General features: G+C 40.3%; 24 protein-coding genes and 1 pseudogene. 9 read left to right on the top strand and 16 right to left on the bottom strand.

Translation table 11 applies throughout. From position 1 onward, the window contains the following. Window positions 1-315: 315 nt before the first annotated feature. On the top strand, window positions 316-531 hold the full coding sequence (locus tag L3V43_RS10915; protein WP_237116536.1) for a hypothetical protein: 216 nt from the start codon (window positions 316-318) through the stop codon (window positions 529-531). Between the two features lie 75 nt (window positions 532-606). Here the strand turns inward: L3V43_RS10915 and L3V43_RS10910 are convergent, their stop codons facing one another. From L3V43_RS10910 to L3V43_RS10885, 6 genes and pseudogenes are all read right to left on the bottom strand, one after another. Next, complete coding sequence (locus L3V43_RS10910) at window positions 607-921, bottom strand: hypothetical protein (RefSeq protein ID WP_237116537.1); 315 nt, start codon at window positions 919-921, stop codon at window positions 607-609. A gap of 155 nt (window positions 922-1076) precedes the next feature. Continuing rightward, window positions 1077-1985 carry a hypothetical protein gene (locus L3V43_RS10905; protein WP_237116538.1) on the bottom strand — a complete coding sequence of 303 codons (909 nt, stop codon included), beginning with the start codon at window positions 1983-1985 and terminating at the stop codon, window positions 1077-1079. Next, window positions 1978-2505, bottom strand: a complete 528-nt coding sequence (locus L3V43_RS10900) for a hypothetical protein (RefSeq protein WP_237116539.1) — start codon at window positions 2503-2505, stop codon at window positions 1978-1980. Before L3V43_RS10900 ends, L3V43_RS10905 begins: the two co-directional genes overlap by 8 nt. Further along, complete coding sequence (locus tag L3V43_RS10895; protein ID WP_237116540.1) at window positions 2498-4678, bottom strand: hypothetical protein; 2181 nt, start codon at window positions 4676-4678, stop codon at window positions 2498-2500. Before L3V43_RS10895 ends, L3V43_RS10900 begins: the two co-directional genes overlap by 8 nt. 239 nt (window positions 4679-4917) lie before the next feature. Next, the gene (locus L3V43_RS10890) at window positions 4918-6834 is read right to left on the bottom strand and encodes a hypothetical protein (protein WP_237116541.1); all 1917 of its coding nucleotides are present in this window, start codon (window positions 6832-6834) and stop codon (window positions 4918-4920) included. Window positions 6835-7206: 372 nt separating this feature from the next. Further along, window positions 7207-7596 (bottom strand): annotated as a pseudogene (locus tag L3V43_RS10885) (NAD(P)-dependent oxidoreductase); the annotation flags it as partial. 128 nt (window positions 7597-7724) lie between these two features. Between L3V43_RS10885 and L3V43_RS10880 the strand changes: the two are divergent. Both L3V43_RS10880 and L3V43_RS10875 read left to right on the top strand, forming a co-directional pair. Beyond that, the gene (locus L3V43_RS10880) at window positions 7725-8240 is read left to right on the top strand and encodes a glutathione peroxidase (protein WP_010373899.1); all 516 of its coding nucleotides are present in this window, start codon (window positions 7725-7727) and stop codon (window positions 8238-8240) included. Continuing rightward, window positions 8206-9186: a 2-hydroxyacid dehydrogenase gene (locus tag L3V43_RS10875; protein WP_237116542.1), complete on the top strand. Its 981-nt coding sequence runs from the start codon at window positions 8206-8208 to the stop codon at window positions 9184-9186. Before L3V43_RS10880 ends, L3V43_RS10875 begins: the two co-directional genes overlap by 35 nt. 79 nt (window positions 9187-9265) lie before the next feature. Here L3V43_RS10875 and L3V43_RS10870 read toward each other — a convergent pair whose 3' ends face one another. Then, on the bottom strand, window positions 9266-9853 hold the full coding sequence (locus L3V43_RS10870) for an ABC transporter substrate-binding protein (RefSeq protein ID WP_237116543.1): 588 nt from the start codon (window positions 9851-9853) through the stop codon (window positions 9266-9268). Between the two features lie 322 nt (window positions 9854-10175). Continuing rightward, window positions 10176-11156: a zinc-binding dehydrogenase gene (locus tag L3V43_RS10865; protein WP_233525161.1), complete on the bottom strand. Its 981-nt coding sequence runs from the start codon at window positions 11154-11156 to the stop codon at window positions 10176-10178. Between the two features lie 155 nt (window positions 11157-11311). On the opposite strand from L3V43_RS10865, the gene L3V43_RS10860 reads away from it, so the two are divergent. Next, window positions 11312-12283: a LysR substrate-binding domain-containing protein gene (locus L3V43_RS10860; RefSeq protein ID WP_010605058.1), complete on the top strand. Its 972-nt coding sequence runs from the start codon at window positions 11312-11314 to the stop codon at window positions 12281-12283. A gap of 61 nt (window positions 12284-12344) precedes the next feature. On the opposite strand, the gene L3V43_RS10855 is transcribed toward L3V43_RS10860, so the two are convergent. Further along, on the bottom strand, window positions 12345-13847 hold the full coding sequence (locus L3V43_RS10855) for a bifunctional diguanylate cyclase/phosphodiesterase (protein WP_233525162.1): 1503 nt from the start codon (window positions 13845-13847) through the stop codon (window positions 12345-12347). A gap of 252 nt (window positions 13848-14099) precedes the next feature. Further along, window positions 14100-14342, bottom strand: coding sequence for a DUF465 domain-containing protein (locus L3V43_RS10850; protein ID WP_010373888.1), 243 nt, complete (start codon window positions 14340-14342; stop codon window positions 14100-14102). Between the two features lie 385 nt (window positions 14343-14727). On the opposite strand from L3V43_RS10850, the gene purM reads away from it, so the two are divergent. The 3 genes from purM to L3V43_RS10835 are packed head-to-tail and all read left to right on the top strand — an operon-like array spanning window position 14728 to window position 17139. Continuing rightward, on the top strand, window positions 14728-15780 hold the full coding sequence (purM, locus tag L3V43_RS10845) for a phosphoribosylformylglycinamidine cyclo-ligase (protein ID WP_237116544.1): 1053 nt from the start codon (window positions 14728-14730) through the stop codon (window positions 15778-15780). Continuing rightward, window positions 15780-16430, top strand: a complete 651-nt coding sequence (gene purN, locus L3V43_RS10840) for a phosphoribosylglycinamide formyltransferase (protein WP_017219541.1) — start codon at window positions 15780-15782, stop codon at window positions 16428-16430. Before purM ends, purN begins: the two co-directional genes overlap by 1 nt. 13 nt (window positions 16431-16443) lie before the next feature. Then, window positions 16444-17139 (top strand): DUF3108 domain-containing protein, encoded by a 696-nt coding sequence (locus L3V43_RS10835; protein ID WP_019647394.1) that lies wholly within the window; start codon window positions 16444-16446, stop codon window positions 17137-17139. A 64-nt stretch (window positions 17140-17203) separates the two neighbouring features. Here the strand turns inward: L3V43_RS10835 and L3V43_RS10830 are convergent, their stop codons facing one another. The 5 genes from L3V43_RS10830 to L3V43_RS10810 all read right to left on the bottom strand — a co-directional run bounded on the left by L3V43_RS10830 (window position 17204) and on the right by L3V43_RS10810 (window position 20594). Next, the gene (locus L3V43_RS10830) at window positions 17204-17968 is read right to left on the bottom strand and encodes a class II glutamine amidotransferase (RefSeq protein WP_010605063.1); all 765 of its coding nucleotides are present in this window, start codon (window positions 17966-17968) and stop codon (window positions 17204-17206) included. 332 nt (window positions 17969-18300) lie between these two features. After that, the gene (locus L3V43_RS10825) at window positions 18301-18477 is read right to left on the bottom strand and encodes a YbaK/EbsC family protein (protein ID WP_237116604.1); all 177 of its coding nucleotides are present in this window, start codon (window positions 18475-18477) and stop codon (window positions 18301-18303) included. A gap of 360 nt (window positions 18478-18837) precedes the next feature. After that, window positions 18838-19098, bottom strand: a complete 261-nt coding sequence (locus L3V43_RS10820) for a YbaK/EbsC family protein (RefSeq protein WP_237116545.1) — start codon at window positions 19096-19098, stop codon at window positions 18838-18840. Window positions 19099-19302: 204 nt separating this feature from the next. Further along, window positions 19303-19587, bottom strand: a complete 285-nt coding sequence (locus L3V43_RS10815) for a hypothetical protein (protein WP_010605066.1) — start codon at window positions 19585-19587, stop codon at window positions 19303-19305. Window positions 19588-19706: 119 nt separating this feature from the next. Beyond that, window positions 19707-20594 carry a LysR family transcriptional regulator gene (locus tag L3V43_RS10810; protein WP_237116546.1) on the bottom strand — a complete coding sequence of 296 codons (888 nt, stop codon included), beginning with the start codon at window positions 20592-20594 and terminating at the stop codon, window positions 19707-19709. Window positions 20595-20741: 147 nt separating this feature from the next. Between L3V43_RS10810 and L3V43_RS10805 the strand changes: the two genes are divergently transcribed. Both L3V43_RS10805 and L3V43_RS10800 read left to right on the top strand, forming a co-directional pair. Continuing rightward, window positions 20742-21458 (top strand): haloacid dehalogenase type II, encoded by a 717-nt coding sequence (locus L3V43_RS10805; protein ID WP_237116547.1) that lies wholly within the window; start codon window positions 20742-20744, stop codon window positions 21456-21458. Between the two features lie 113 nt (window positions 21459-21571). Then, window positions 21572-23215 (top strand): HAMP domain-containing sensor histidine kinase, encoded by a 1644-nt coding sequence (locus tag L3V43_RS10800; protein WP_206470972.1) that lies wholly within the window; start codon window positions 21572-21574, stop codon window positions 23213-23215. Window positions 23216-23276: 61 nt separating this feature from the next. On the opposite strand, the gene L3V43_RS10795 is transcribed toward L3V43_RS10800, so the two are convergent. Further along, window positions 23277-24797 carry an aldehyde dehydrogenase family protein gene (locus L3V43_RS10795; protein WP_237116548.1) on the bottom strand — a complete coding sequence of 507 codons (1521 nt, stop codon included), beginning with the start codon at window positions 24795-24797 and terminating at the stop codon, window positions 23277-23279. Window positions 24798-24870 lie beyond the last annotated feature (73 nt).

The raw sequence follows: 24870 nt of genomic DNA, 5'->3' as shown, positions 1-24870 counted from the left end.
AATGAAGCCTTATTTGAATATTTGAGCTTATCATCAAGTCTTCATTTCAGTACTGAGATCAGAATGAAGGCTTATTTGAATATTTGAGTTTATCATCAAAGCTTCATTTTAGTATTGAGATCAGAATGAAGCCTTATTTGAATATTTGAGCTTATCATCAAGTCTTCATTTCAGTACTGAGATCAGAATGAAGGCTTATTTGAATATTTGAGTTTATCATCAAAGCTTCATTTTAGTATTGAGATCAGAATGAAGCCTTTTTCAAAAATCAAGAGCTGATTCAAGGCTAATTAAATACCATGCGCAGGTTGATATATGATTGTGAAAGTAGGTAAAAATGGGGCTATTCCGCTACCTGAAAACGAAGAATGCAAGTTTGCTATCGGTGATATTATATTATGTAACCTTACTGAAGATAAGTGCTCAATTGAGCTTGAAAAGTTTTCAGATCAATCTTTAAATGATGAACAAATAAAAGCCCACGGCTCTTTAGTTCGTGTTGAGCCACTAAACCCTGATGACTACAAGTAAGATACTCTAATTAAATAACATACTCAAAGATTACTGTCAGCTAGTCTTCTCAAATCAAAAACTCTAGAGCAACAGTTAATTTTTAGCTGATAAAATTATTTCCAATAAACCATCAAAATTAATGAGTAATTCTTCTTTTGTCATTTTAGAGTTTTGCAAATCAAGTTTTATACTTTGTAATTCTCTATAAGTAGCTTCAAGTTTTGAACGTATTGCCAAAACCTTATCTGCTGTTTTCCATGCATCAAGTTCCGCAAACGCTATATCAATATATGGTTTTAGACTAGCAGGATCTTGATGACCTGATAAGGATGATACTTTTGTTAATATAGTGTCAATAACATCTATTGGTAAATTTTCTTTTTTAAAATCTTTAATTCTAGTAGCCACTTGAATTGTTATGAACCTATGTCGAAACATATGTGCACAAGTTTTTTCAGAAATATTGGCCGACAACTTTAATTTTGACATCATCTTTGTGATGTAAGTTTCGGATAACTTTGCCCCTGTAGATAAGTTAATAAACAAATAATTAGGGTTATTTTTTAATTTCCTTTTTTGATTAGTTCTTTCACTTTTTTCTTTCGATGCGTGTTAATATAAAGAGAGATTGGCTCTATCCACTCTTTCGCAACTGGCACTTGCCTAGGCTCTATTTCATTACTTTTAGCTGATTGCAAACGTAAGATTCCCGTCGAAAGTGCTAACGCAATATCCTCAAGCGTAACTTCACTAACTTCGACTCTGCGACCACCAGATGCCTCTAGCAATTTAAGAATACATTCGTTTCGCTTTCTGACGTCCACGTTAGCCTCTGTCTCTCTCAATACATCGTAGAGCGTTGTTATTCGCTCGTGACCTATCGCGAAGACTTTACTCGGAGTATTATTGTTGGGAATGTGACGATGGTTAACACTAGCTTCTTTACTAGAGTTGCCCCTTTTATTGGCGCCTTCGAACTCGATAGTAATTTGATTGCCGATTTCTTCTCCAATCAAGTTATTGTGAGGAAGCATTACTTTCTGGTACCAAATAAGAAAACTTAACCCAGCCCTCATTATTCTGCCTATTTGAGTATTTTTTCTCCGTTTTATTAAAGGGTTTTTAGGATCCTCTTCGTTTTCTAATGATTTTTTCCAATCACCAATATGATCATCATTCAGAGAAGCGAAGTTTTTATTATTTTTATTGAAAACATACTTAACAAAATGAGTAATTAGACTAGCTCTAGTAATGACCGTACCGCTACTATTGCCTCTAATTCCCTTTTTACCGGCTTTACTGTAATAGAATTGTGCTTTTTCTATTAGCCACATAGTTACAGGCAAACACACTTTATCATCCGGCCAAAACATAACAGGTGTGTTAGGCGCTGATACTAGAGAAGACTCTTGGCCAACAGAGTAATCTACAAGCTTGCAATTTGCATCGGTTGTCTTCCATAGTTTAGTCATCGTTGGCAGCGCTAACATTTTGAATTTGATTAAACGGTTCAGTATCAGCATACCTTTTTAAATGTCTGCAAAATAAATCTTTAAAGTCATTATCTTGTCGAGCATGAATATGGCATATATGTAAGAGATGCTTATATTGTTCTGAAAATCTAACAATTTCGTTTAAATAAGATTGAGAGGTGCACTTTTCTTCTTCAAGTTTACGTTGCAAATATTTTTTTGAACCTCGTGAGTGATTTTCTTGCTTCAAGCTTTCAGACTTAATTTTACTTAGAGCCTGTTTTCTCAATTTATCGAGACCTCGCCAACCAATTGGTATTGCATCATCAGCATATTTTTTCCATCGGTTCAAACTCATAGAGACTATATTTCTTTCTGGTAGGTTCAGTTTAGCAAAACGCGTCTGATCCTTCAGACATAAAATATTGAAATCGGAAAAAGAGTGAGGTTTAGCAATAATAGCGCGCAAAAGTTCATAAGAACTAATTACGCTTCTAATCTTGATAGACACACTATCCATTTAAATTGCTCTCTTTCAATATTTCAAAAACCATCTTGTACTTCACTTTCTGTTCGGTTGTGAAATAGACTGGCCTTATCTGATAAATTCCTCCTTCAATAAGCTCTCCCATGTAAAGCTCTAAATCTTCCTTTTCAACTAGCGTTATGTCATCACAACCGAAGTGTTTTAAAGCCAAGTTTCGAAGTCGATTCAAAGCACATTCGTTATCATCATCAAATTTTGCCGCTAGAATACTATCGGCAGAATATGCGGCTTCTACTTTCGTTAATTCCTTTCCTCCGATACTTTCACGAATATATACATAAGTGTGCTCTATATTTACATGGCCTAACATCCAAGAAATAGAGGCTAAATTTGCAAATTTGAACTGCCAAAAAAAGACTATTGCAAAAAAACGACGAAACTCATGAGACTTCGGGTACCACCTTCTGTTGTGTGAAGTCTTTTCTAAGTTTATAAAGTCACAAAAGCTATGAACAAAACGGTCTATGCTCTTGATTGACGGCTTATTGCGCGTATGATCTTTAAAGCTATAAGGAGCAGAAAATAAATAAGGTTGTTGAGATTTAGTGTGTATATTTCCAAGCCCATTGTGAATTTTTTCTAATAAAAATATAGCCTTAGCTAAAATATTTGGAATAGGCCTTCTTAATATAGTGCGCTTTCCCGCAAACTCAGACTTTCGCAAAGCAAATTCAAGTTCATATGACCCCTTATTGCCCTTTACACATCCACATCGTAATTCGCCTAATTCCATTCTTCGTCTAGCTGAGAGTGAAGCTACTAAACAATATGCAGATGCAAACAAGAACTTAATAGCATCTTCTAAGGACATTTCTTTTCTGCAAGTACTTGCTCCTGGATGTCCCCCGAGTTCATTTCGGATAAAGCCTTTAGAATTTCCCCATGCAGAGTGCTCTTTAACAATATTTAAAGGAGCTAACGACGGGGGAATTATCAGCCTCTCAAACGCTTGTAATTTCAACTTCTCTAATGACCAATTCGACAATCCTGAGTTTTTTAACTCAAGCTCATTTAATTGTTGCTTCCAAATTAAAAAAGTATCAACTAGTTCATCTCCATAATTGATAATATAACCCACGCTTGAGTCGATTAGCTGCAAAGCTATTTGCACTGGAGTTGTTCTATGGTGTTTATCACCTCCTGCACCATAACTTTTTGCTAAATTAGAAAAGTTCAATGAAGCCAATACAACAGGCTCTGGTAATCCTGATATGAAGGGCGATAACTGTTCAAACACATCTAGTAAATCAGTCAAATGTCTACTTGACCCTAAAGTGGATGTAGCTAGTGACTTCTCTTTTAAGGATAAGTAATCGGATGGAAGGAATTCTGTAGTCTGATAGCGATCTGCCAGCTCAACTAGTTCAAAATCTCTTGCCATTTCGAACTGACGCAAAAAAAGCTTGGCCTTGTTTCCAATTTGGTTGCTACGTGCACCTATTAATTTACTGTATATATTAGAGTTTAGGAGATAAGCGACATCATCATTATCACTCAGTGAAAATTTTTTTGTATAGGCTTTCCGATAAAAACCTTTTAAGTAGAGCCAACTTCTAAGCTTTTCTGATTCCTCTGCTGTAAACGTAATTAAAGAGCTATCAACCCAATCAGTGCGAGTTAAATTTTTTGGTATTAAGCTAGCATTTGTCTGGACGAAATCCATCTCACACTTATTTTCAAGAATAGAAGTCAATTTAGCTTGAAGCCTAACAGTAAGTCCTTGAAGGCCATCTTTCCCATGCTCAATAAATAATCGAATTAAGCCCTTGATAGCATCACTGTCTAGTCTGGAAAATGCATATTTTTTGGGGTTATACAAATCTTTATTTAATATTATCCACTCAGCAACACAAACTAAGATATGGTAGTAAATTTTTAGCCTTTTAGAGCTGATCTCACGTCTAAAGTAATAAGGATTTTTCAAATTGAATAATGTGCGCCTGCAAGCTTCAAGTAGTTTTTCATTTTCTTCGGCTAACATAGAGGTTTCATCAGGTAACAGAAAGTCCCAGTTCAGTTTTACAAATCCATTTCCTGACTTAATTATCCATGTACTTGCGTAATAGTTATTTAGCCAATAAGCCTCTGGTAATTGCTCTTCGCTTGGTGGCTTTTCATTTAAGAAATCTAGATCTGCTTTGTACACATTCAGTCCCCAACCCTAGCACTTAACTTTCGGAAAGGTTATCTTTCCTCTTAACTCATCTACTTTTGCCATAGCTTTGAAATAAATTGAGCTAAACTCTCGTTGCAAAGGATGATTGGGTAATAACTGATGAAGCGTTTTTGCTAACTCAGACCAAAAGCTAAGATTATTTTGACCCTGGAAGCCTTTTGAGAAAGAACAGGTATTATCTAAATGCTCTTCAAAGAGAAAAAGGGCCGCTAAGCTTTCAGCAGAAATTGAAACATGGATTTTTTTTGTGATTTAGCAACTTTCAAGGTAGAAGTTAATCTATCTGTTTCAGTAGGTTTGATATTTCGATTTGCCATTAAAATTTGTTTGATTGTGAGTGAATATTCAGTATCTTTCCCACCGCTTCGTTCCACCAAAAGCATATCAGACAAAAACTTCTGTACGTCATCAATACTCGAAAAATCTGTTGCCTCTAACATATAATCCCTGCCTGTAGTTGCAGCACAAATAATCAAATTTTGAAAACGTCTTATCATCCTAATATTCATCAAGTGTTGGATAGGTTTAGGAATATAGCTTTCCATAGTCTTTTTTTTAGTATTTCCAAGAATTGTTGCTGCTTTCGCAGAATCACCAAGAGATTCAAACCATGTCAAAATCCCCTGAATCGGCGGGAGTTTTTTTAATGTTGCTGTGCCTATATATGGCGAAAGTTCGCAATGGGAAGCTAAAAATGACTTCTTTGCAACAGCTAAATCGTTTCTTGCTAAACTACCTGTTTCTATGAGACGAGCATTTAGCCCAAATGTTCGTCGCAGCGCTTTTTGATTCATGGGCCTAGGCAAACCGTAACTATCTCCACCATTAACTACTAGCCAAAGCTTCTTGTAGTTTGGGGCTTTCTCGTATTTAAGCTTCGCTCTGAATGGCGTTGTTAATTCAATGAGTAATTGAAGTATTTCTTTAGCTTCATCATCTAAGTAACCCGACTTTTCATCATGTGCACGCAGTTTATCGATAGTGAAACGCAATGTTTGACTGTTTTCGCCAACAGAGGTGTAATTACTCATTAGGCTGGACTTACCCTCTATTTCCGCATCTAATAGCGAGTAAACACGGAAACTTGGATACCTAATCAGAAAATAGACAAAAAAAGGAGTTAACATTCTAGTTGTTACTCTTCCTAAGTATCCACCAAGTTTTGATGCGGAAATACCTCCACATGCACGATGGATGTATTTAAGTGCGTCGTCAGCTTCGCTATCTAACCCGCAATTTTGATACCCCAAAAAAAGCCCATGGTGCTTATTTTTGATATAACAAAGAACATTTGATATGAATTCGGGATGGTTTTGCCTAAACAGATGTATTGGTGTTGAGTTTTCAAAGTCATGGTATGGACTACCTTTTTTTTCTGCTAGCTCAATTTTTTTCTGTAAGCTTTCCCAATTAACCCTTTTAGCGAGGGTTTTACCATAGTTAAATGCTTTTTTTATTTCATTTATTTCACGTAATGAAGCTGATAAGAAGGCCTCTTTAACATCTATAAATTTTGACTCAAGCTCATCGAGATATTCCTCGTCATTTAAAGATAAATTAATTGATATTATTGATTTTTCGTCGTATGGATTGTCTGAATTAATCTTCTCGATTAACTGGCTTTCTCTAACTAGAGAACGGTTATTTAGCTTTTTACTTCCTGGTGGTATTAAGCCTTTTGCAATGACTCTTTCAAGCATCAAAAATTGAATATACCTACGAAACGTCATCCAATAGTTATTTCTAGTAGGTAGGTTAGAGCGCAAATTTGAAGTTGTAAAAAGATAAGTACGAAAGCCATATAGGAAATCAGTAACAGATTTTACGTCGGTAAAATCGACAAATGAGCTTTTTGCGAAAATGGCCATTTGTAAAAGTACAGTTCTACAATTTTGATACGGGGGTTCACCGTTGAAGCGAGAAAAATAGTCATTATATGCTTTCACCATTTTAACCCCTACCTCTCCAAACACTTTGAGAGATGATAAATCTGGTCGCCTAACGGCTCTACCATCATTTACAAAGGCTACAAATAAGCTTTTACGATCCTCTCCCATATTTTTTAACTCATTTAAAAACTTCTCACATGATAAAAATATAGCAACACCACTAAATAATATAAACACCAAAAAGGTCGTTAACACATTGTTTTAAATATACATTTAACTATTCCCCCGTAAACTCATTAGGTTAACAAACGAATTAGATTTTATTTTTTTTCTAATAACATCATTTCTGTTGTAATTAAGTTAATAATAGAAAGTACATTTAATTTAAATATAGAGGACAACCTTCTAAGTCAGCCACAATGAGCTCTGTAGGCTAAGAGATGAAATTATTAAGGGGAGTTGTTCAATTTGAGAAATATTGACAATTGTCAACATTTTTAAATTTTCATATTTCGAGAATTACAAACTCTAACACTATGAGTTTAAATGTTTTAACTAATAACATTAAAAGGATAATCTAGAGTTGATAACATGTGTCAATCAGCAAAAAGCCCCAGCCTGACCACCAGATACAGGGGCATCTAAGAATTCAACTTGTAATTTTCTGGCTTCTTGCGCTATATCACGGGCAACTTTTGCAGATGTTGTCGTATGGTCAACTATCACCGCTCCCGGCTTTACCCCCGCTAACACACCACTCTCGCCATATACGACTGAGCGTAAATCGTCATCATTGCCAACACACATAAACACAAAATCACAGTCAGTCGCTGCATCTTTAGGTGTAACTGCAAAGTTGCCAGTATACTCAGCGGCCCATTTTTCGGCTTTGCTGGTGGTACGATTGTATACCGTGACTTGGTAACCCACCTTTTGCAAATGCCCAGCCATTGGATACCCCATGACGCCTAATCCTATAAATGCGACTTTCACTGACATATTTCTGTCCTATTTCGTTGTTATCTTAATAAGAATGGAGTTTTTATACCCGACCACCTCTGTCATAGCAAATGAAAAAACCGCTTTGATACCGAATAACATGAATAAATCACACGGAGCCTGAAAGGATGGAGAATATTTATCGTTTTAGTGCACAGCTTATTGATGGCCAAGTTTTGCCATTACAGTCCTTAGCGGGAAGACCGCTATTGATCGTTAACATTGCGAGCAAATGTAGCTTTGCTCCGCAACTGTCTGCACTTGAAAAGCTATACAGCAAATACAAACCTTTTGGATTTGAGGTATTGGCCTTTCCTTGTAATCAGTTCGGTCGCAATGAACCACTTGAAGATGAAATGCTTAAAGAGTTTTACAATACACATTTCAATTTAAGCTTTAAGATCTGTACTAAAACACAAGTCAACGGACCTGATGCACATCCATTATTTAGCTATTTAAAATCTCACACCCGTGGTATCGCGCAAAACCGCGCAATTAAATGGAATTTTACCAAGTTTCTAATAAACTCTGAAGGCATGCTAGTATCAAGATATGCCCCAAGAACAAAACCAGAAACGCTTAAGTCAGTGATAGAGAGCCACATTAATCATGAGAATCGCCCTATTCAGTTCGCAAAACTATGAAGTGCCGTTTTTTGAGCAAGCCGTAAATACCTACTCAGAACTTGAAATAAGTTTTATTAGTGAGTCACTCAATGAAAAAACGGTTTCGCTGTGTCAGCACTATGACGCGGTTTGTGTATTTGTAAACGATACTGTAAATGCACAAGTGATTGATGAACTGGCTGACTATGGCGTTAAAACCATCGCCCTACGCTGCGCAGGTTTCAATAACGTTGATATTCAACAGGCAAAACAGCGTGACATAAAGGTTGTCCGTGTTCCAGCCTACAGCCCAGAAGCGGTTGCAGAACACTGTATCGCGTTGATGCTAACGCTCAGCCGCAAGACACATAAGGCCTACAATCGAGTTCGAGAAGATAATTTTGATCTCAACGGCTTACTCGGTTTTAATATTTACAATAAAACGGTTGGTATCATCGGCTGTGGCAAAATTGGCCAAGCCTTAGTCAGTATCTTAAACGGCTTTGGTGCCAATGTCCTAGTTTATGACCCAAACATAGGGGAAGGTCCTTATACCTTGGTCTCTCTAGATATCTTACTGGCGCAATCGGATATTATTAGCCTACACTGTCCGCTTAATGAACATACCCATCATATTATTGATGATGCTGCGTTTGCCAAAATGAAAGCGGGTGTCATGCTTATTAACACTAGTAGAGGCGCCCTGTTAGATAGCAAAGCCTGTATCGCCGCGCTTAAGTCTAAACGACTCGGTTACCTCGGCTTAGATGTATATGAGCAAGAGTCAGAGCTATTTTTTAAAAACCACAGTGAAGAAATAATTCAAGACGATGTTTTCTCGCGTTTGGTTAGCTTCCCCAATGTGCTAGTTACTGGACATCAAGGTTTTTTTACCAAAGAAGCACTAAAACAGATTGCAACAATAACCTGTGAAAACCTCGACGCAGCAAGACTTGAAAGGCCACTGACAAACCAAGTAGTCTAATTTCAGAAACCAAAAAAAGAGCATATCAGCCATGATGTGCTCTTTTGGTTACTTCAAAGTCGGGGGGAAGTAATTTGATTTATGCTTTACTCTTCAATTCAGCCGTAACCTGAGCCAAACCTACTTCTGAGATTCTCATCGTGATTTCTTTTTGCTTAGCACTCAATAAAGAAATACCCTCAGCAACCATGTCATACACTTTCCAGTCTCCATCTTTGCTTTGACGAAACTTAAAATGCATGTCTATATCTGGTTTTGATTGCTCTCTTATTACCACCTTTACCGTCGCAAAATCAGCACCATCAGAAACTGGTAACTCTTCAAACAATACGTCTTGGCCTTTGTACTGTAAAAGTGCATTAGCGTAGGTAGATACAAGATAGTTATCAACCGCACCAATAAACTCGATGGCTTCGTCTCTTTTTAGCCCTTTAATATGTTTACCAAGCAATTTAAAAGATACAAACTTCACATCGATGTGTGGCATCAAGCGACTACGTACTATGCCCTTCATCTGAGTTTCAGTTGCTTTGCCATCTTTATTAACCGTTTTTATATCAGCAAATAGCTTATCGCCAACTTGGTTAATTAATTCATAAGGTGTGTCATTCGCAAACGCAGCACCTGAGAAGATGAGAAAACTGAAAATAACAAGTAACTTTTTCATTGTTTAATCCTTATTAAACTGATGACACTAGTCTATCCAATTTGACGAGTGCAAATAAACATATCAATTCGCACCAAATTGATGCCCCTCCGACATCAATTAACGCAATGTAAAATTTCGCCTTACGATGACAATGACTATTTATGAAGTCGTAAAGGAAATGCGTATTCCCTTCATGGCGAGGCCTGGAGGGAAGTATACGGTGTTCAAGCGATGAAAAATGTCAGAAATTGTATCAATTTATTTGGACGCTGAGCCCAGCGAATATTGCCAGGCTCAGTATTGTTGCGTGAAGAGGATAAATTATCGCTACTGATGGGGGCTACAGATTCATATCTGCCGCAAAAAACGTGATGTTATCGTTGTTTTCTAGCTTTTTCAGCGTTTCAATTATCGCATCATGCTGCGGTGAAATTGATTCAAGTTGCTGCAAAGTAATTTCATTTTTTTCAAGCTTTTCAGCCAGAGTATTTCCGATGAATGCCATTCTCTGCTGCGCACAAACACTATTGGAAAGCCAACTACCACACAAAGAAACAATGCCTATGTTTGGCGCTTTCTTCATTAAGAGGTGTTGCTCAATAGCAGGTAATCCCGCTAAGCAACTTACTCGACCACAAAATATCAAATGCGCAATCAATTGTTGGGTATGTGTACCTGTTAAATCTAGTGCGCCTTGCACCTCTGCTGCGCCAAAATGAAGCTGCAGAGCATCGGCTAAGCCGGCAAAGTCAGACTGGGTATACACGAGATCTGCACCTAGCTTTTCAAGCAGCTTTTTATATTTAGACTCGGAACATGCCGCCACCCCAAGCCCCACCTGTTTGGCAAATTGTATTGCCATTTGGCCAACTGGATGATGAGCTGATTCGATTAAAATCGTATCACCTGTATTCAGTTGAAGCTTAAATAGCGCAATCAATGCACACATAGCAGGTGCGATTGCCGCTGAGGCGAGCTTACCATCAACATTTTCTGGTAGTACAGTAAGTGCGTGACTTGGCACCAAGGCAAATTCACTCATCGTGCCTTGCTCTCGAATGTCTCCATGCCAAAAAACCCGCGTACCTGGTTCTGGAAATCCCGTTTTACATGCTTTTTCCACAACACCCACAGCATCCACACCAAACACTCTATTCGGTGTTTCTTCACAGGGACAATTCGCCACTTTGGTATCGATAAAGCTTAAACCAACGTATTCAACTTTGACCAAGACTTGATCATCGGTTGCCTCAGGTAAGTTAATTTCTCCCTGCTCGAAGGTAAGTCCATTTGTGTGATTGAATCGGACTGCTTTCATCATATGCCTTTGCGTTAGGTTAAAAATAAAGTAGTGAGACTAAATTCATTAAACCATTGTTAGCATGTTGCCACAACTTTATTAGTGTAAATATGCCCCTCGCAATTCCAATTGTTTAGTGTCACAATGGCATCAGTCTTAGTGAACTTTCTCGCATTATGGATATTAGCAGCAGATTATTAATCTTTTTAGACGTTGTGGAACGTGGTTCCTTTGCCAGTGCCGCACAACTGAGAAATATCGATCGCTCTGTCATTTCTAAGCAGATGACCAAGCTGGAAGAAGAACTCGGTGTAAGATTAATGAATCGTACGACTCGTTCCTTTTCGCTCACCTCTGCAGGTTCCGAGATGGTAAAAAAAGCAGAAGAGCTAAGGCTGCTACTAAACGACACTCAGCGCATCGCACAGAATTATCACACCGAGCCTAAAGGTTTGCTTAAAATTGCCAGCTCTACTGTGGTAGGTCGACGCTACGTACAACCTGTTATCAATGACTTTCAAAAACGTTTTCCTCATGTTGAGGTTGAACTTAGGCTTGAAGACAGACTCGTGGACTTAGTGGGTGAAGGCTTTGATTTAGCTTTTCGTGTCGGCGAGCCGAAAGATTCATCACTTATCGCCCGCAGAATTGCACGCAATCGATTGCTCATATTAGCAAGCCCGACGTTCTTAAAAACTCATGGCACGCCAAACTCGCTTGAGGAGCTCAGCGAATTACCTGCAGCAACCTACGCCAGTGATGCGTTAAGGTTTACCAGTATCACCTATCAAGACGAGCAAGGCATCGAGCAGCAAATGCCTGTAAAGAGTATCTTCAGAACCAACGACGGAGATACATTGATGGAAAGTGTGCTGTCTGGTACCTGTTATATTGTTGCACCAGCCTTTCTAGTCGGTAAAGAAATTACTGAAGGCAAATTACAACCGATTTTAACTAACACAAAACTGGTCGATTTTGCTGCGATGTATGCGCTCTATCCTCATCGTGATTTACCAGTCAGAACTAGGCTGTTTCTTGATGCATTCCGTGCATATATCGGTGAAGAAACCCCAATATGGGAAACAGAGATCCCTGGATTTGAACAAATGTACGGTTTTATCCCACCTAAGCCGATGTTAACTTTCTAGTCGACAGCAATTTATTCGTATATCTGGATATCAAGCTTTTTGCAGAGAGAGGTTATAGACCTCATCCGTCTAACCTTTTCATTGCGCCTTTCACCATATTCTGGGAATTAATCCACTTTACGCATTCGCTTAGCGAAAGTGGTTCACATATCTGAAAGCCCTGAATATACGGACAATTCAAGCTATACAAATACTGCAAACAAGCATCGCTTTCAACACCCTCAGCAACAATACTGCAGTTCAATTTACGTGCTAAAAACATACTGGTTTCTACTATGGCTTGATCTTTTTCACTTTCATGACTTAGCCTTACAAACGAACCGTCTATTTTGATCTGCGAAATTGGTAACTCTTTTAAAATAGAAAATGAAGAAAAACCAGTGCCGAAGTCATCAATACTCACTGCAAATCCCATATCTATTAATGTTTCAATTAGGCTTCTCGCTTTTTCCACTTCTTCCATTACGGTGCTTTCTGTAAGCTCAAATACTATATGAGTTGGGTCTACTCGGTGAGTATCCAGTAGCATGGCAAGGGTATTAATTAGATTCTGTTCAGCAAAATCTTGGCAGGAAAGGTTGATATGCACAACTAACTTGTCATCTATTTCAATCAATATTGCAAGGTCTTGGAATACACGGTTAATCACAAATGCACTCAGCTGCCGGATAAGATTATTACGCTCCGCTAACTCAATAAACTGATCTGGCATTATCATTGTACCGTCGGGCTGAGGCCACCTTAATAGCGCTTCTACTCCATGAATATCACCACTTTGAGAACACACTATCGGTTGATAATAGAGCGCCAATTCACCTCGAGCGAGCGCAACTTTGAGATTAGCTAAAAGTTGGAACTCGGCCTCAATTCCCTCATGAAGCTCTTCATCAAAAATGACGATGCTTTGACGGCTATGCTTGGCCGAATACATGGCGATATCAGCTTGCTTCAAAAGGTCAAACACATCAAGTTGGCGCGATTTAGTCCATAAGCTTGCTCCTGCGCTGTAGGTCACATCCAGTTGTAACTCCTCAATTTCTATCCCAGACTTTAACTCGCTCAGTAGTGCATTGTTTTGAGAGTAAATACAGTTTACGTCTGTAACGTCCATCAGGATAATGAATTCATCGCCGCCCATGCGATATAACTTGCTACGAGGAAGCAGTGCTGCACGCATTTTGTGTGCAAGTTCCACCAACAATTTATCACCAAAGAAGTGCCCTTTTGCATCGTTGATCTGCTTAAAATTATTCAGATCAACCAAGATAACACTAAAGTCGAGCTGCTGATGCTTACGTTCATTAATGGCGTCAATGCAGCGCTGGCGATTCTCTAAATCCGTTAAAAAATCATGTTCAGCGTTATATTTGGCCTGCGTTGCAATTTCATTTAATTCTTGCAGACTTGTTAGACTTAGACAATTCACCACAAAAACAAAAATGGAGCCAAGAAACAGGATTAAACTTAAGCCTTGCTCAATGAAACTAGCGCTATTGTGATCGTACAGAAAGTAGGCAAAGCTCAAGTATCCGAGTTCAAACAGAGCCATAAGAATTAACAACACTCGCCACCCGACCGAAGAGGTTAATCGACATATTTTAAAGGCCGGTGAAAAAGCTAATCCCATGATAAAGCTGCCAGCTAATACTAATATAAGTGCAATCAAAGGAGTCGTCGTGCATGGAATACAATGGTTAGAGTATAGATTATAAATCTGCCCTTGCTCGGGACAGGCTAAATTATTCAACAATTGGTGGGGAATTTAGTAGCGGACTTGGCAGCCCGCTCACATAGACCAGTTGGCCTTGATTAAAAGTTAGTCTGCACTTTTTAGAATTCGGTAAAGTTGATCTTTTAACCACAGTCTCTTTTTCTTCAGTGACTCAAGATACTCATCACTTGAGTGCTCTACACCGTCTTCAATTCGAATAACTTCATTGTCTACTTCATGATAATCTTTAAAAAGTTTTGAGAAATGTCCATCAGACAGTTTTAATTCATGAATTCTGTCTTTAAACTCTGGCAGTTCTTTAGCTAGGCTGTGGCGTTCAATATTCATCGTTTTATTCCCATAAATAGCTAGGTAATCTGAGTTTGGGTATAAATCTCAGATTAAGGCTGAAAATGCATTTGAGTTTAGGGTAGACCCAATCAATGCGCCGTTAGTGACAGTGATTTCGAATACATTTTTTGAAGTTACTGTCTGATTGGGCCTGTTTCCATAGTACGCTGCCACCTTCTTTGAGTATTGATCTAACGCAAATCACATTCAGTTATAAACAATCAAGTTTTTGTCGTTTCTTTATACTGTTCGAGATACAAAATCGAGGACCTTTGACCACATTCTTAGGGTTTCTCGCAAAGTCGCTAGCCGCCTAGATGCAATTGTTGTAAAATGTCGGCGTTTCTAAGCAAATCTATCTAGCAACTTTTGAGGAAAACCTGTGAGCGAACAAAAACAGTCTCTTAGTTATAAAGACGCTGGCGTTGACATCGATGCGGGCAACGCATTGGTCGAAAGAATTAAAGGCGTAGTGAAAAAAACTCGTCGCCCAGAAGTAATGGGTGGCATTGGTGGTTTTGGTGCACTATGCGAACTCCCAACCGGATATAAAGAGCCTGTTTTGGTTGCTGGCACTGACGGTGTTGGTACTAAGCTACGCTTAGCTATCGATTTGAAAAAGCATGACACAGTAGGTATTGACCTAGTTGCTATGTGTGTTAACGATCTTATTGTCCAAGGCGCTGAACCCCTATTTTTCTTGGACTACTATGCTACAGGCAAGTTAGACGTTGATGTTGCGGCAGATGTAGTATCTGGTATTGGCAAAGGATGCGAGCTTTCTGGTTGTGCGCTTATCGGTGGTGAAACGGCTGAAATGCCAGGCATGTACGAAGGCGATGACTACGATATGGCTGGCTTTTGTACTGGCGTGGTAGAAAAGTCTAAAATCATTGATGGAACTAAAGTTGCGGCTGGCAATCAGCTAATTGCACTAGGTTCAAGCGGTCCGCACTCAAACGGCTACTCTCTAATCCGTAAAGTACTAGAAGTATCTGGCGCAGACACTAACGCAGAGTTCGAAGGCAGAACCCTAGGCGAGCACCTGCTAGAACCAACGCGTATCTACGTGAAGCAAATCTTAGCGCTATTAAAAGAAGTTGATGTTCACGCACTTTCTCATATCACTGGCGGTGGTTTTTGGGAAAACATCCCTCGTGTGCTACCTGAGTCAGCAAAAGCGGTGATTAAAGGTGATAGCTGGCAATGGCCTGCAATCTTCAACTGGTTACAAGAAAACGGTAACATTGCAACGCACGAAATGTACCGCACATTCAACTGTGGTGTTGGCATGATCTTAGTTGTTCCTGCTGATAAGCTTGAACAAAGCCTTGAAATCCTGAAAGCACAAGGCGAAAACGCTTGGCACATCGGTGAAATTCAAGACGCTCAGGCTGGTGAAGAGCAAGTTGAGATCTTAGGTGGTGCCGAGTAATGGCACCCACTCGCCTTGTTGTTCTGATCTCTGGTAGTGGTTCAAATTTGCAAGCAATCATTGATGCTTGCAAATCTGGCTATATTCAAGGTGAAATTGCAGCCGTTGTTAGTAATAAAGCGGACGCATACGGCCTAACCAGAGCGCAAGAGGCTGGTATAGCGACTTCTGTTTTAGACCATAAGCAATACGCATCTCGTGAAGAGTATGACGTTGCGCTTGGTCAACTAATTGATAGCTTTACACCAGATTTGGTTGTATTAGCTGGATTTATGCGTATTCTAACTCCAAACTTGGTGCAAAAATTTAGAGGAAAAATGTTGAACATTCATCCTTCTTTGTTGCCTAAGTATCAAGGGCTGAACACCCACCAAAGAGCAATCGATGCAAACGATGCAGAACATGGTGCTAGCGTTCACTTTGTCACAGAAGAGTTAGATGGTGGTCCTGTGGTCTGTCAGGCCAAGGTCGCTGTTCTTCCAGATGATACGGCAGAGTCACTGGCGCAACGTGTGCATAAGCAAGAACACATTCTTTATCCTTTGGTGGTCAAATGGTTCAGCGAACAAAGACTAACAATGGAAGCAGACTATGCTGTTTTTGATAACAAAACCTTACCAGTTCAAGGTGCGCCGTACCCAGAAAAATAAAAAATGGAGCGCTGTGCTAATTGGTATTAGCGCTCTACTTTCCACTTCGACATTTGCGAACTCTCTCACTGAATATCACGCCGAATACCAAGTTTCACGCAAAGGTAAGGTTCATGGTAGTGCCACGCGAGACCTCACAAAAATAGCGGATGCAACATACGCTGTACGTTACAAAAGCGATATCGAATGGATGATTTTTTCAGATGTAAGAACTGAAGAATCATTGTTTAAAGTCGCTGAACATACCGTCAGCCCACTACATTACAGTATGACCCGTGAAGGGACTGGTCCAGATAAAAGCTACAAAATTAAGTTTGATCATCAAAACCAAGCAATTACCTCCAGTGAAGAAAAGTATCCACTGAAAGTGAAGTGGCTTGAGAATCAGCAAGATTTAATTAGTTATCAAGTACAGCTGCGAGAGGATTTAAAGGCGGGAAAGACCAAGTTTAGCTATCCTATCATAGACAAAAAAGGCGACCAGCGAAGCTATGATTTTGAGGTGGCTGGCGAGGAAATGATCACTCTACCTTTTGGCAACGTCAAAACCATCAAAGTTAAACGCGTTTATGATGATAGCGATCGTCAAGCCATTGCTTGGTTTGCACCAAGTTATGATCATATGCTGGTTAAAATGTACAAAGGTAAAGATGGTATGGAGCAGTTTCAGATAGAGCTTAAAACCTACCAACCCAAATCAGAGAGTTGATAGCTACATCGTTAATTCATCAAGGCGGCTCAACTAGGCCGCCTTTGCTTGCAAAAACTCAGAACTACACCTTCTCACCTAATTTGAATAAAGCAAACTCGCCGGGCTCAAGTTTCTGCCACTGTTCATCATTGGTCAGCGGTCGAGTCGCAATAACAGTGACAACATCATCTGGTGTGGTTTCCTTTTGAAAATCCACCACCATATCCGCATCAATTAAGGTAGCCTTACCAAATGGGGCTCTACGGGTTATCCAATGTAGATTATTGGTGCAATACGCCAACACATAAATACCATCGGTTATCAACATGTTGAATACCCCTTTGTCTCTCAATGTGTGCGCTAGCTTTGCGATATACCTGAAAACTGAGACCATGTTTGACGGACGACTTGGGTATTTTTCTCGTACTTTGTCCAAAATCCAACAAAAAGCAAGTTCACTGTCTGTATTCCCAACTGGTCGGTAGAAATCAGTTTTTAAGTCTTTATAGTCCGAAAGCTGGCCATTGTGGGCGTACGTGATCTCCCGACCCCATAATTCTCGAGTGAATGGGTGGGTATTTTCAAGACAAGTTCGTCCCCTATTTCCCTGTCGAATATGGCTTATTACAGACACGCTTTTAATCGGATATGCTTTGACTAGTTTAGCAATTTCAGACTGACAGCTAGGCTCTGGATCTTTAAAGGTTCTACATCCTTTCCCCTCGTAAAAGGTGATACCCCAGCCATCTTTATGAGGACCCGTATTGCCACCGCGCTCCAACAAACCAGAAAAGCTAAAACAAATATCTGTCGGTACGTTCGCCGACATCCCCAAAAGCTCACACATAAATCACTTAAACCCTAAATATCATAAAGTTATGATTAAAATACACATCACAAATATCAAAAGGTCACACGTTTGGTCACACTTATGACTAGTAGCTCGATTATCTTAGATAGTCATACTACTGAATTATTGGGGGTAAGTTTATCATGTATCTCTGTGTCTTTACTTTTTTAAATTCAACTACCTTGAGAGCGATATTAATACGATTATTTTGAATGACTATCGGGCTGTTCTCATCTAGAAAGCACTTTATTGGTTGAAAACCTTAATAACCACCCCAAGTTGACTGATAGATGGATCACATAGACACAAGGTCGATTACGAACTGAGGATTACTTCGCAATATCTATCCAAGTGCCACCCGTAAGCGTATCTAGATCATGCGCTTTTAACTCAAAAACCGAGTTGGGCGTGCCTGCAGCAGCCCAAATACGATCGTATTGCTTTAAATCTTTATCAATTATCGTCAACACAGAGTCAGTGTGCGCCACAGGAGGCACACCGCCAATGGCAAAACCGGTTTTTTCCCGTACAAAGTTTGCATTCGCTTTTTCGAGCTTTACATCAGGGCTTGTAGACCTTTGCTGTTTGATTTTTGTTCTTCTGAGTGTGTTTTGGTCGCGACGCTCGACTTGCCGCCTAGTAATCTAGGCAAAAGTTGAGCAACAATGAACAAAGCGCACTCAGATGAACCCAAAGGGCAGCGCTTGATTGGCATTTCTTCTGTGTTGCCCCACAAGGATGTGGGGTAAGGTGACTTTGCAGGAGCACAAAGTCTTTATCGCCAGACTTACATAGAATGACTATGCTACGCTGGCTCTGCCTTGTATAAATACCAATCAAACTGCTGCAAAAACAAACTTGAAAGATCAACAGGTCCTAATTGCTGCTTCCACTTTTTTCACGGACACTTGGTTGCTACCAGAAGCAATTATCAAGACCGCCTTTTCAGTATTGCTATCTTTAAATATCAGAGACTTGGCGATTTGAGACTCAGTGCAACCAATCGCATTTGCAGCATCTTTCGCGGTACGAGTAGAGTCTGCAAGCTCTGTAACGGTGAAGTTATGCCCATGACTGGCTAGGAACTCTTGAACACGTATTGATGAGGATTTTAACGGCTGTGACATTCAATTGCTCTTCCATGCTATGGTAGTTAAAACCAATCTAACAGCTAGTGAGCGGATTTTAAACATCATGTATGTTTTATACTATTTGTGATATCAGGCTAACCCTATCTCGGGGGTAGCATTGAAAAATATCCGAGTATCCCATTAAGAGAAACTCGGATCATGGCTGTATATAAACACTCAAGATATTAAGTTCAGTAAAGTCTATATTGTTACCACATGCCATTGATACGCAAGGCTAGCGCCAGCCAATGAGCATGCTAATAAAAAGTTCATTACCTCTTTTGAGCTAAGTGAACGAGACTCCCGAGAAAAATGCTTAGCATGTAATCTCATACCTAGTGGTTGCAATTCTTTTTCATGTTTTGGCAATGCTATCAATCCAGCAAGTAGCATGACTAAACAAAGCATATAACTACCTTGCACGATAAAGAATAGAGTAAGTGAAAATGCGGTGACAGAAAAAATCCAAGAAATGAATTTGAACATAGCAGCTCCGTTTGCTATCAGTGTTACCAGTTCGATTTTACAATCATCAAGCTGGCTAGTTTCTAATTTTAATACGGAGTTTAGAGTTATTAGTTTAAAAGCACAAGCAGACTAAAGTATTAGCCCTTATTTTCGAACAATGCCTTCATAAATTCATAGAATGCCTCTGCCTTGCGTGTCTTCAGCGAGTGCTGAGACCTGACAAACCAAATAGGTGCGTCGTCACTTTCGAGACAACCTGGAATTATAGGCACTAACTCACCTCTTTTTAGGTTATCTCTGATGGCAATGTGAGATTTAACTGCAATACCATGCCCAGCTAGGGCAGCAGAAGTCATATTGTCTGAGTTTGAAATCGTAAAACGAGTTTTTGCGTTAAAGTGTACAATTCTACCGTTTGGTTCTTTTAACTTAAATTCTCGTTGCCAAGGTAAGCATACAAAAAAGTGGTTTTGTAATTCGCTGATATTATCAGGCATGCCATAGCGGTCAATATAGCTCGGCGCTGCACATAATATCCGATGGTTATCGCATAGTTTTCTCGCCAACAACCCAGAATCAGCCAATTGTCCAACGCGTATCGCTACATCTTGAGCACCTTCAACTATGTTTACAAACTGATCGTTGATCAGGAAATCGAGTGCTAATTGCGGGTGCGCTTGCTCAAATTGACTTAGATTTGGCATCACAAATTGTGAAAACACCCAAGGCGGCATAGTGACACGAAGTAACCCGCTCACCGCTGAGCCCCTTGCACCTATTTCGTGCTCAGCATCATAAAGCGCCTCTAATATATGCTCCACCCTCTCTCTAAAAGTACTTCCGGCTGGGGACAATGTTAGCGTTCGACTATCTCTAAACAGCAAAGTCATGCCTAAATGTTGCTCTAACTTGTTAAGACGATGACTAACTGTCGCAGGCGAGAGTCTCAATTGCTTCGCAGCATTAACCACTCCTTGATGTTTAATAATAGCTAAGAATGTTTCGAGTTCAGCGATTGAATACATGTCGATTTAGTTTTTTCGAATCTTGCTTTCGAATATGCGCGCTTTGTTTAAATTTATCAAATAAATATACTGCTTCTCATCGCAACTAAATTGGAATTATCAATGAAACGCACCTTAATTAGTCTATTCGTTATGTTAGGAGGCCTAATGCCGAATATTAGCCAAGCCAACTCAAAGGTTGAACGCCCGGAAGTTATTTTCTTCGATGTCAATGAAACCTTACTTGATTTAGAGTCAATGAATAAGCCGGTTAGCCAAGTTTTAGGTGGCGATGAGCCCCTATTACCCCTTTGGTTTTCCACTATGCTACATCACTCGTTAGTGACTACAGTAAGTGGTGATTATCAAGATTTTGGCAAGATAGGCGTTGCCGCGCTACAAATGGTTGCAAAGAACAAAGGCCTAACGATAACTGACTCACAAGCTAAACAAGCAATCGTGCCCGCCCTGCTCTCTTTGCCCCCGCATAAAGACGTCATTCCCGCGCTAAAACGGCTCAAGCAAGCTGGGTTTAAACTCGTGAGTTTAACCAATTCATCGAATGCGGGGGTTAAAGCGCAGTTTGAAAATGCCGGTCTAATTACCTATTTTGACCAACGCTTGAGTATTGAAGACATCAAAGTGTATAAGCCCGACCTTAGAGCCTACGAATGGGCGTTACAGCAATTAAATATTCGTCCAGACCAAGCGCTAATGGTGGCGGCTCACGGCTGGGATGTTGCCGGCGCAAAAGCCGCGGGCATGCACACAGCATTTATTGCAAGACCACAAAAGCAGCTCTACCCACTGGCAAAGACACCAGATTACGTGCTACCTGACTTAACAAGTTTGGCTGACGAGCTCATCACTTCTGGAAACGAGTAACATTGGAAAGTATCAGCTGGCACCTTGATACCAGCTGATAAAAATGCTCAGCATGCTTTATCTACATAATAAATGTACTAGATTTAAGGAGGTGAATCGAAGGAATAGCCTCCATGAATATAAATAAAAACACCCACATTGTGATCTGGATAATCATAGGTGTTAGCTTAACTATCCACGGCGCATCCCTTTTACTGAGCAATACGCTTCTTAATAATATAACTTGGCCGCTGATAGAAGCGCATGCAGTGGTTGAAACCTTCGGCTCCGCTGTCGCCCTTTTCATTGCATTGGCGTTGTTATTTTTTGAAAAGTACAACACCGGTACAAGTTTTAATATCGAAATCGCCACGGCGCTGCTGGTAATGGGGATCTTAGATGGATTCCATGCCGCCGTAAATGTTGGCCAAACCTTCGTTTGGCTTCACAGTATCGCGACTTTCTTTGGTGGTCTCACTTTTATCACCCTGCTTGCTCACAGCCGATTTACTTGGTTTAAAAACCGCTATTGGCTGATCAGCGCATGCACAGCCGCTATCATCATCGGCACCATGAGCCTAGCTTACCCTACGGATTTACCACACATGGTTGAGCAAGGTCACTTTACTGGTACGGCGATGGCGCTCAACGTCATTGGCGGTACTATGTTTTTTGTCGCCGCAGTTAAAATTCTCCTTGTATATCGCGACTCTCATAATGTGAGCGATTTGCTCTTTTGCTTACATTGTTTCCTATTTGGCGCAGCCGCTATTATGTTCGAGCAATCCAAGTTGTGGGATACCGCTTGGTGGGGCTGGCATATTTTAAGGTTAATGGCCTATATCGTCGCTTTAGGGTTTTTACTAGTTGAAGGAATGCAAATCTTACAAGAGTTAAAACAACATAAAGAGCAGTTAGAAGAGTTAGTGAGTGAGCGCACTCGCTCACTAGTCGAGACCAATCAAAAGCTAGAAGAAACCGTTGCCTATCTCAACCGTACTCATACGCAATTACTTGAACGAGAGAAAATGGCATCGCTTGGCGATTTGGTTGCGGGTGTTGCACACGAAATCAACACCCCCATCGGGATTGGCATAACTTCCACCACTTATCTACAGCAGCACTTAGACGACCTCACCATGAAGTACCAAACCAAAGTGCTCTCTACCGGAGTATTGGAGGACTTTATTTCAGATTCTACTGGCGCTTGCAAATTGCTATTAAAAAACCTCCAACGCACCGCTAATTTAATTAATAGCTTTAAGCAAGTCGCTGTCGATCAATCTTGCGAGCAAGTGAGGGCCTTTAATGTCCATGATTATGTTCAAGAGATCATCGCGGCGCTCAATCCAGAGATTAAAAAGCATGACCATAAAATCAAGTTTCATTGCGATCCCGGCCTTATCGCCACGACCTATCCCGGTGTTATTTTTCAGATCATTTCGAATTTAGTCGCAAATTCCATTGCACATGGCTTTAAAGAGTCGGAACAAGGTGAGATCACCATTGAATTCTTTAAACATGATGAACACATTGAGCTTATTTATAAAGACAATGGTAAAGGCATGTCGGAGCTTGAATTAAGTAAGTTATTCGAGCCATTTTATACCACCAAAAGAGGAAGTGGCGGTATGGGACTTGGCGCTTATATTATCTATAACTTGGTGACTCAAGGGTTAGATGGAGATGTACACACCGTCAGCGAGCCCGGCAAAGGACTCGAATATAGGATAGCATTTGCTAATAAACAAGCGACGCCATTAAAAGTCGTTTCTTAACCGGGTGACTGGTTGAGTACTGTCACAATGGTCAGTACTCAATACTTCTATAATAATTAAATTAGAAAAAGCCTAAAGGACTGGTGCTATAGCTCACCAAGAGGTTCTTGGTTTGTTGGTAATGATCCAGCGCTTTTTTGTGAGTTTCTCTGCCAATACCTGATTTTTTATAACCACCAAATGCCGCGTGTGCAGGATACATATGATAACAGTTAGTCCACACGCGACCCGCTTCGATTTGGCGACCAAATTGATATGCGCGATTCATATCTCTAGTCCACACCCCAGCACCTAAACCAAACTCAGAGCTATTCGCCAATTCCAACGCCTCCGTTTCATCTTTAAAAGTACATAAAGAGATCACCGGACCAAATATTTCCTCTTGGAATACCCGCATTTGGTTATGCCCTTTTAACAGCGTCGGCTGAATATAAAAGCCTTTATGATAACCCTCGCCAAGCTCTGCGACTTCGCCACCGATTAACACTTCAGCCCCTTCCTTCTTGCCAATATCAATATAGCTAAGAATTTTATCAAATTGAGCTTGTGAGGCTTGTGCACCAACCATGGTTTCTGTATCAAGCGGATTGCCGCGTTTAATCGCCTTAGTGCGTTCGATGACTTTGGCTATAAAGTCATCGTATATATCTTCTTGCACGAGCAATCGCGATGGACAAGTACATACTTCTCCTTGGTTAAAGTAGGCCAGCACCGCGCCTTCAATACACTTACTTAGGTAATCATCGTCAGCTTGCATCACATCACTAAAGTAGATATTAGGCGACTTACCCCCTAGCTCCACCGTTGAGGGAATGATATTTTCAGCAGCACATTTTAGGATGTGAGAGCCCACAGGAGTCGATCCTGTAAACGCAATTTTTGCGATACGTGTACTCGTAGCAAGCGCTTCACCAGCCTCTTTCCCGAAACCATTTACAACATTAACCACACCACTTGGTAATAAATCAGCGATTAATTCCATCAACAACAAAATAGACGCAGGCGTTTGCTCCGCAGGTTTTAGCACTACGCAGTTTCCAGCTGCGAGAGCGGGTGCCAGTTTCCAAGCGGCCATAAGTAATGGGAAGTTCCATGGGGTGATCTGCCCCACAACGCCCAGAGGCTCATGAAAATGATAGGCCACGGTTGACTCGTCAATTTCACCTATGGCTCCTTCTTGAGCACGAATGCAACCTGCAAAATAGCGGAAATGATCAGCAGCAAGCGGAACATCAGCGGCTAGCGTTTCACGTACAGCTTTACCATTATCCCACGTTTCGGCTACCGCTAGATATTCAAGGTTTGCTTCTATTCGGTCTGCGATTTTGAGTAATATATTGCTTCGTTCAGTGACCGAAGTTTTACCCCACGCCGCCTTTGCAGCATGGGCGGCGTCAAGCGCCAGTTCAATGTCTGCATTATTTGAACGCGGGATCTGACAAAACACTTCGCCATTAACAGGACTAATATTGTCGAAGTACTGGCCGTCAACGGGTGGCGTCCACTCACCACCAATAAAATTTTGATATTGCGACTTAAAGTTGACGACTGCACCTTCAGTATTTGGATTTGCGTATATCATTTTTACCTCTGCAACTTGTGTTATTTATTTGGGCTTCATTCGTCCCAGTTTTGTTTTTACTAATATTTGACAT

It is taken from the genome of Pseudoalteromonas sp. L23 (assembly GCF_021728455.1).
Classification (GTDB): domain Bacteria; phylum Pseudomonadota; class Gammaproteobacteria; order Enterobacterales; family Alteromonadaceae; genus Pseudoalteromonas.
The sequence above is the reverse complement of the archived record's forward strand: the minus strand, read 5'-3'. Positions and strand labels throughout refer to the sequence as shown.

Excerpts from the sequence above, each read along its gene's own strand:
- L3V43_RS10915 (WP_237116536.1), top strand. The coding sequence starts at position 316 with ATGATTGTGAAAGTAGGTAAAAATGGGGCTATTCCGCTACCTGAAAAC.
- L3V43_RS10905 (WP_237116538.1), bottom strand. The coding sequence starts at position 1,985 with ATGACTAAACTATGGAAGACAACCGATGCAAATTGCAAGCTTGTAGAT.
- L3V43_RS10900 (WP_237116539.1), bottom strand. The coding sequence starts at position 2,505 with ATGGATAGTGTGTCTATCAAGATTAGAAGCGTAATTAGTTCTTATGAA.
- L3V43_RS10880 (WP_010373899.1), top strand. The coding sequence starts at position 7,725 with ATGGAGAATATTTATCGTTTTAGTGCACAGCTTATTGATGGCCAAGTT.
- L3V43_RS10875 (WP_237116542.1), top strand. The coding sequence starts at position 8,206 with ATGAGAATCGCCCTATTCAGTTCGCAAAACTATGAAGTGCCGTTTTTT.
- L3V43_RS10870 (WP_237116543.1), bottom strand. The coding sequence starts at position 9,853 with ATGAAAAAGTTACTTGTTATTTTCAGTTTTCTCATCTTCTCAGGTGCT.
- L3V43_RS10865 (WP_233525161.1), bottom strand. The coding sequence starts at position 11,156 with ATGATGAAAGCAGTCCGATTCAATCACACAAATGGACTTACCTTCGAG.
- L3V43_RS10860 (WP_010605058.1), top strand. The coding sequence starts at position 11,312 with ATGGATATTAGCAGCAGATTATTAATCTTTTTAGACGTTGTGGAACGT.
- L3V43_RS10850 (WP_010373888.1), bottom strand. The coding sequence starts at position 14,342 with ATGAATATTGAACGCCACAGCCTAGCTAAAGAACTGCCAGAGTTTAAA.
- purN (WP_017219541.1), top strand. The coding sequence starts at position 15,780 with ATGGCACCCACTCGCCTTGTTGTTCTGATCTCTGGTAGTGGTTCAAAT.
- L3V43_RS10830 (WP_010605063.1), bottom strand. The coding sequence starts at position 17,968 with ATGTGTGAGCTTTTGGGGATGTCGGCGAACGTACCGACAGATATTTGT.
- L3V43_RS10820 (WP_237116545.1), bottom strand. The coding sequence starts at position 19,098 with ATGTCACAGCCGTTAAAATCCTCATCAATACGTGTTCAAGAGTTCCTA.
- L3V43_RS10815 (WP_010605066.1), bottom strand. The coding sequence starts at position 19,587 with ATGTTCAAATTCATTTCTTGGATTTTTTCTGTCACCGCATTTTCACTT.
- L3V43_RS10810 (WP_237116546.1), bottom strand. The coding sequence starts at position 20,594 with ATGTATTCAATCGCTGAACTCGAAACATTCTTAGCTATTATTAAACAT.
- L3V43_RS10805 (WP_237116547.1), top strand. The coding sequence starts at position 20,742 with ATGCCGAATATTAGCCAAGCCAACTCAAAGGTTGAACGCCCGGAAGTT.
- L3V43_RS10800 (WP_206470972.1), top strand. The coding sequence starts at position 21,572 with ATGAATATAAATAAAAACACCCACATTGTGATCTGGATAATCATAGGT.
- L3V43_RS10795 (WP_237116548.1), bottom strand. The coding sequence starts at position 24,797 with ATGATATACGCAAATCCAAATACTGAAGGTGCAGTCGTCAACTTTAAG.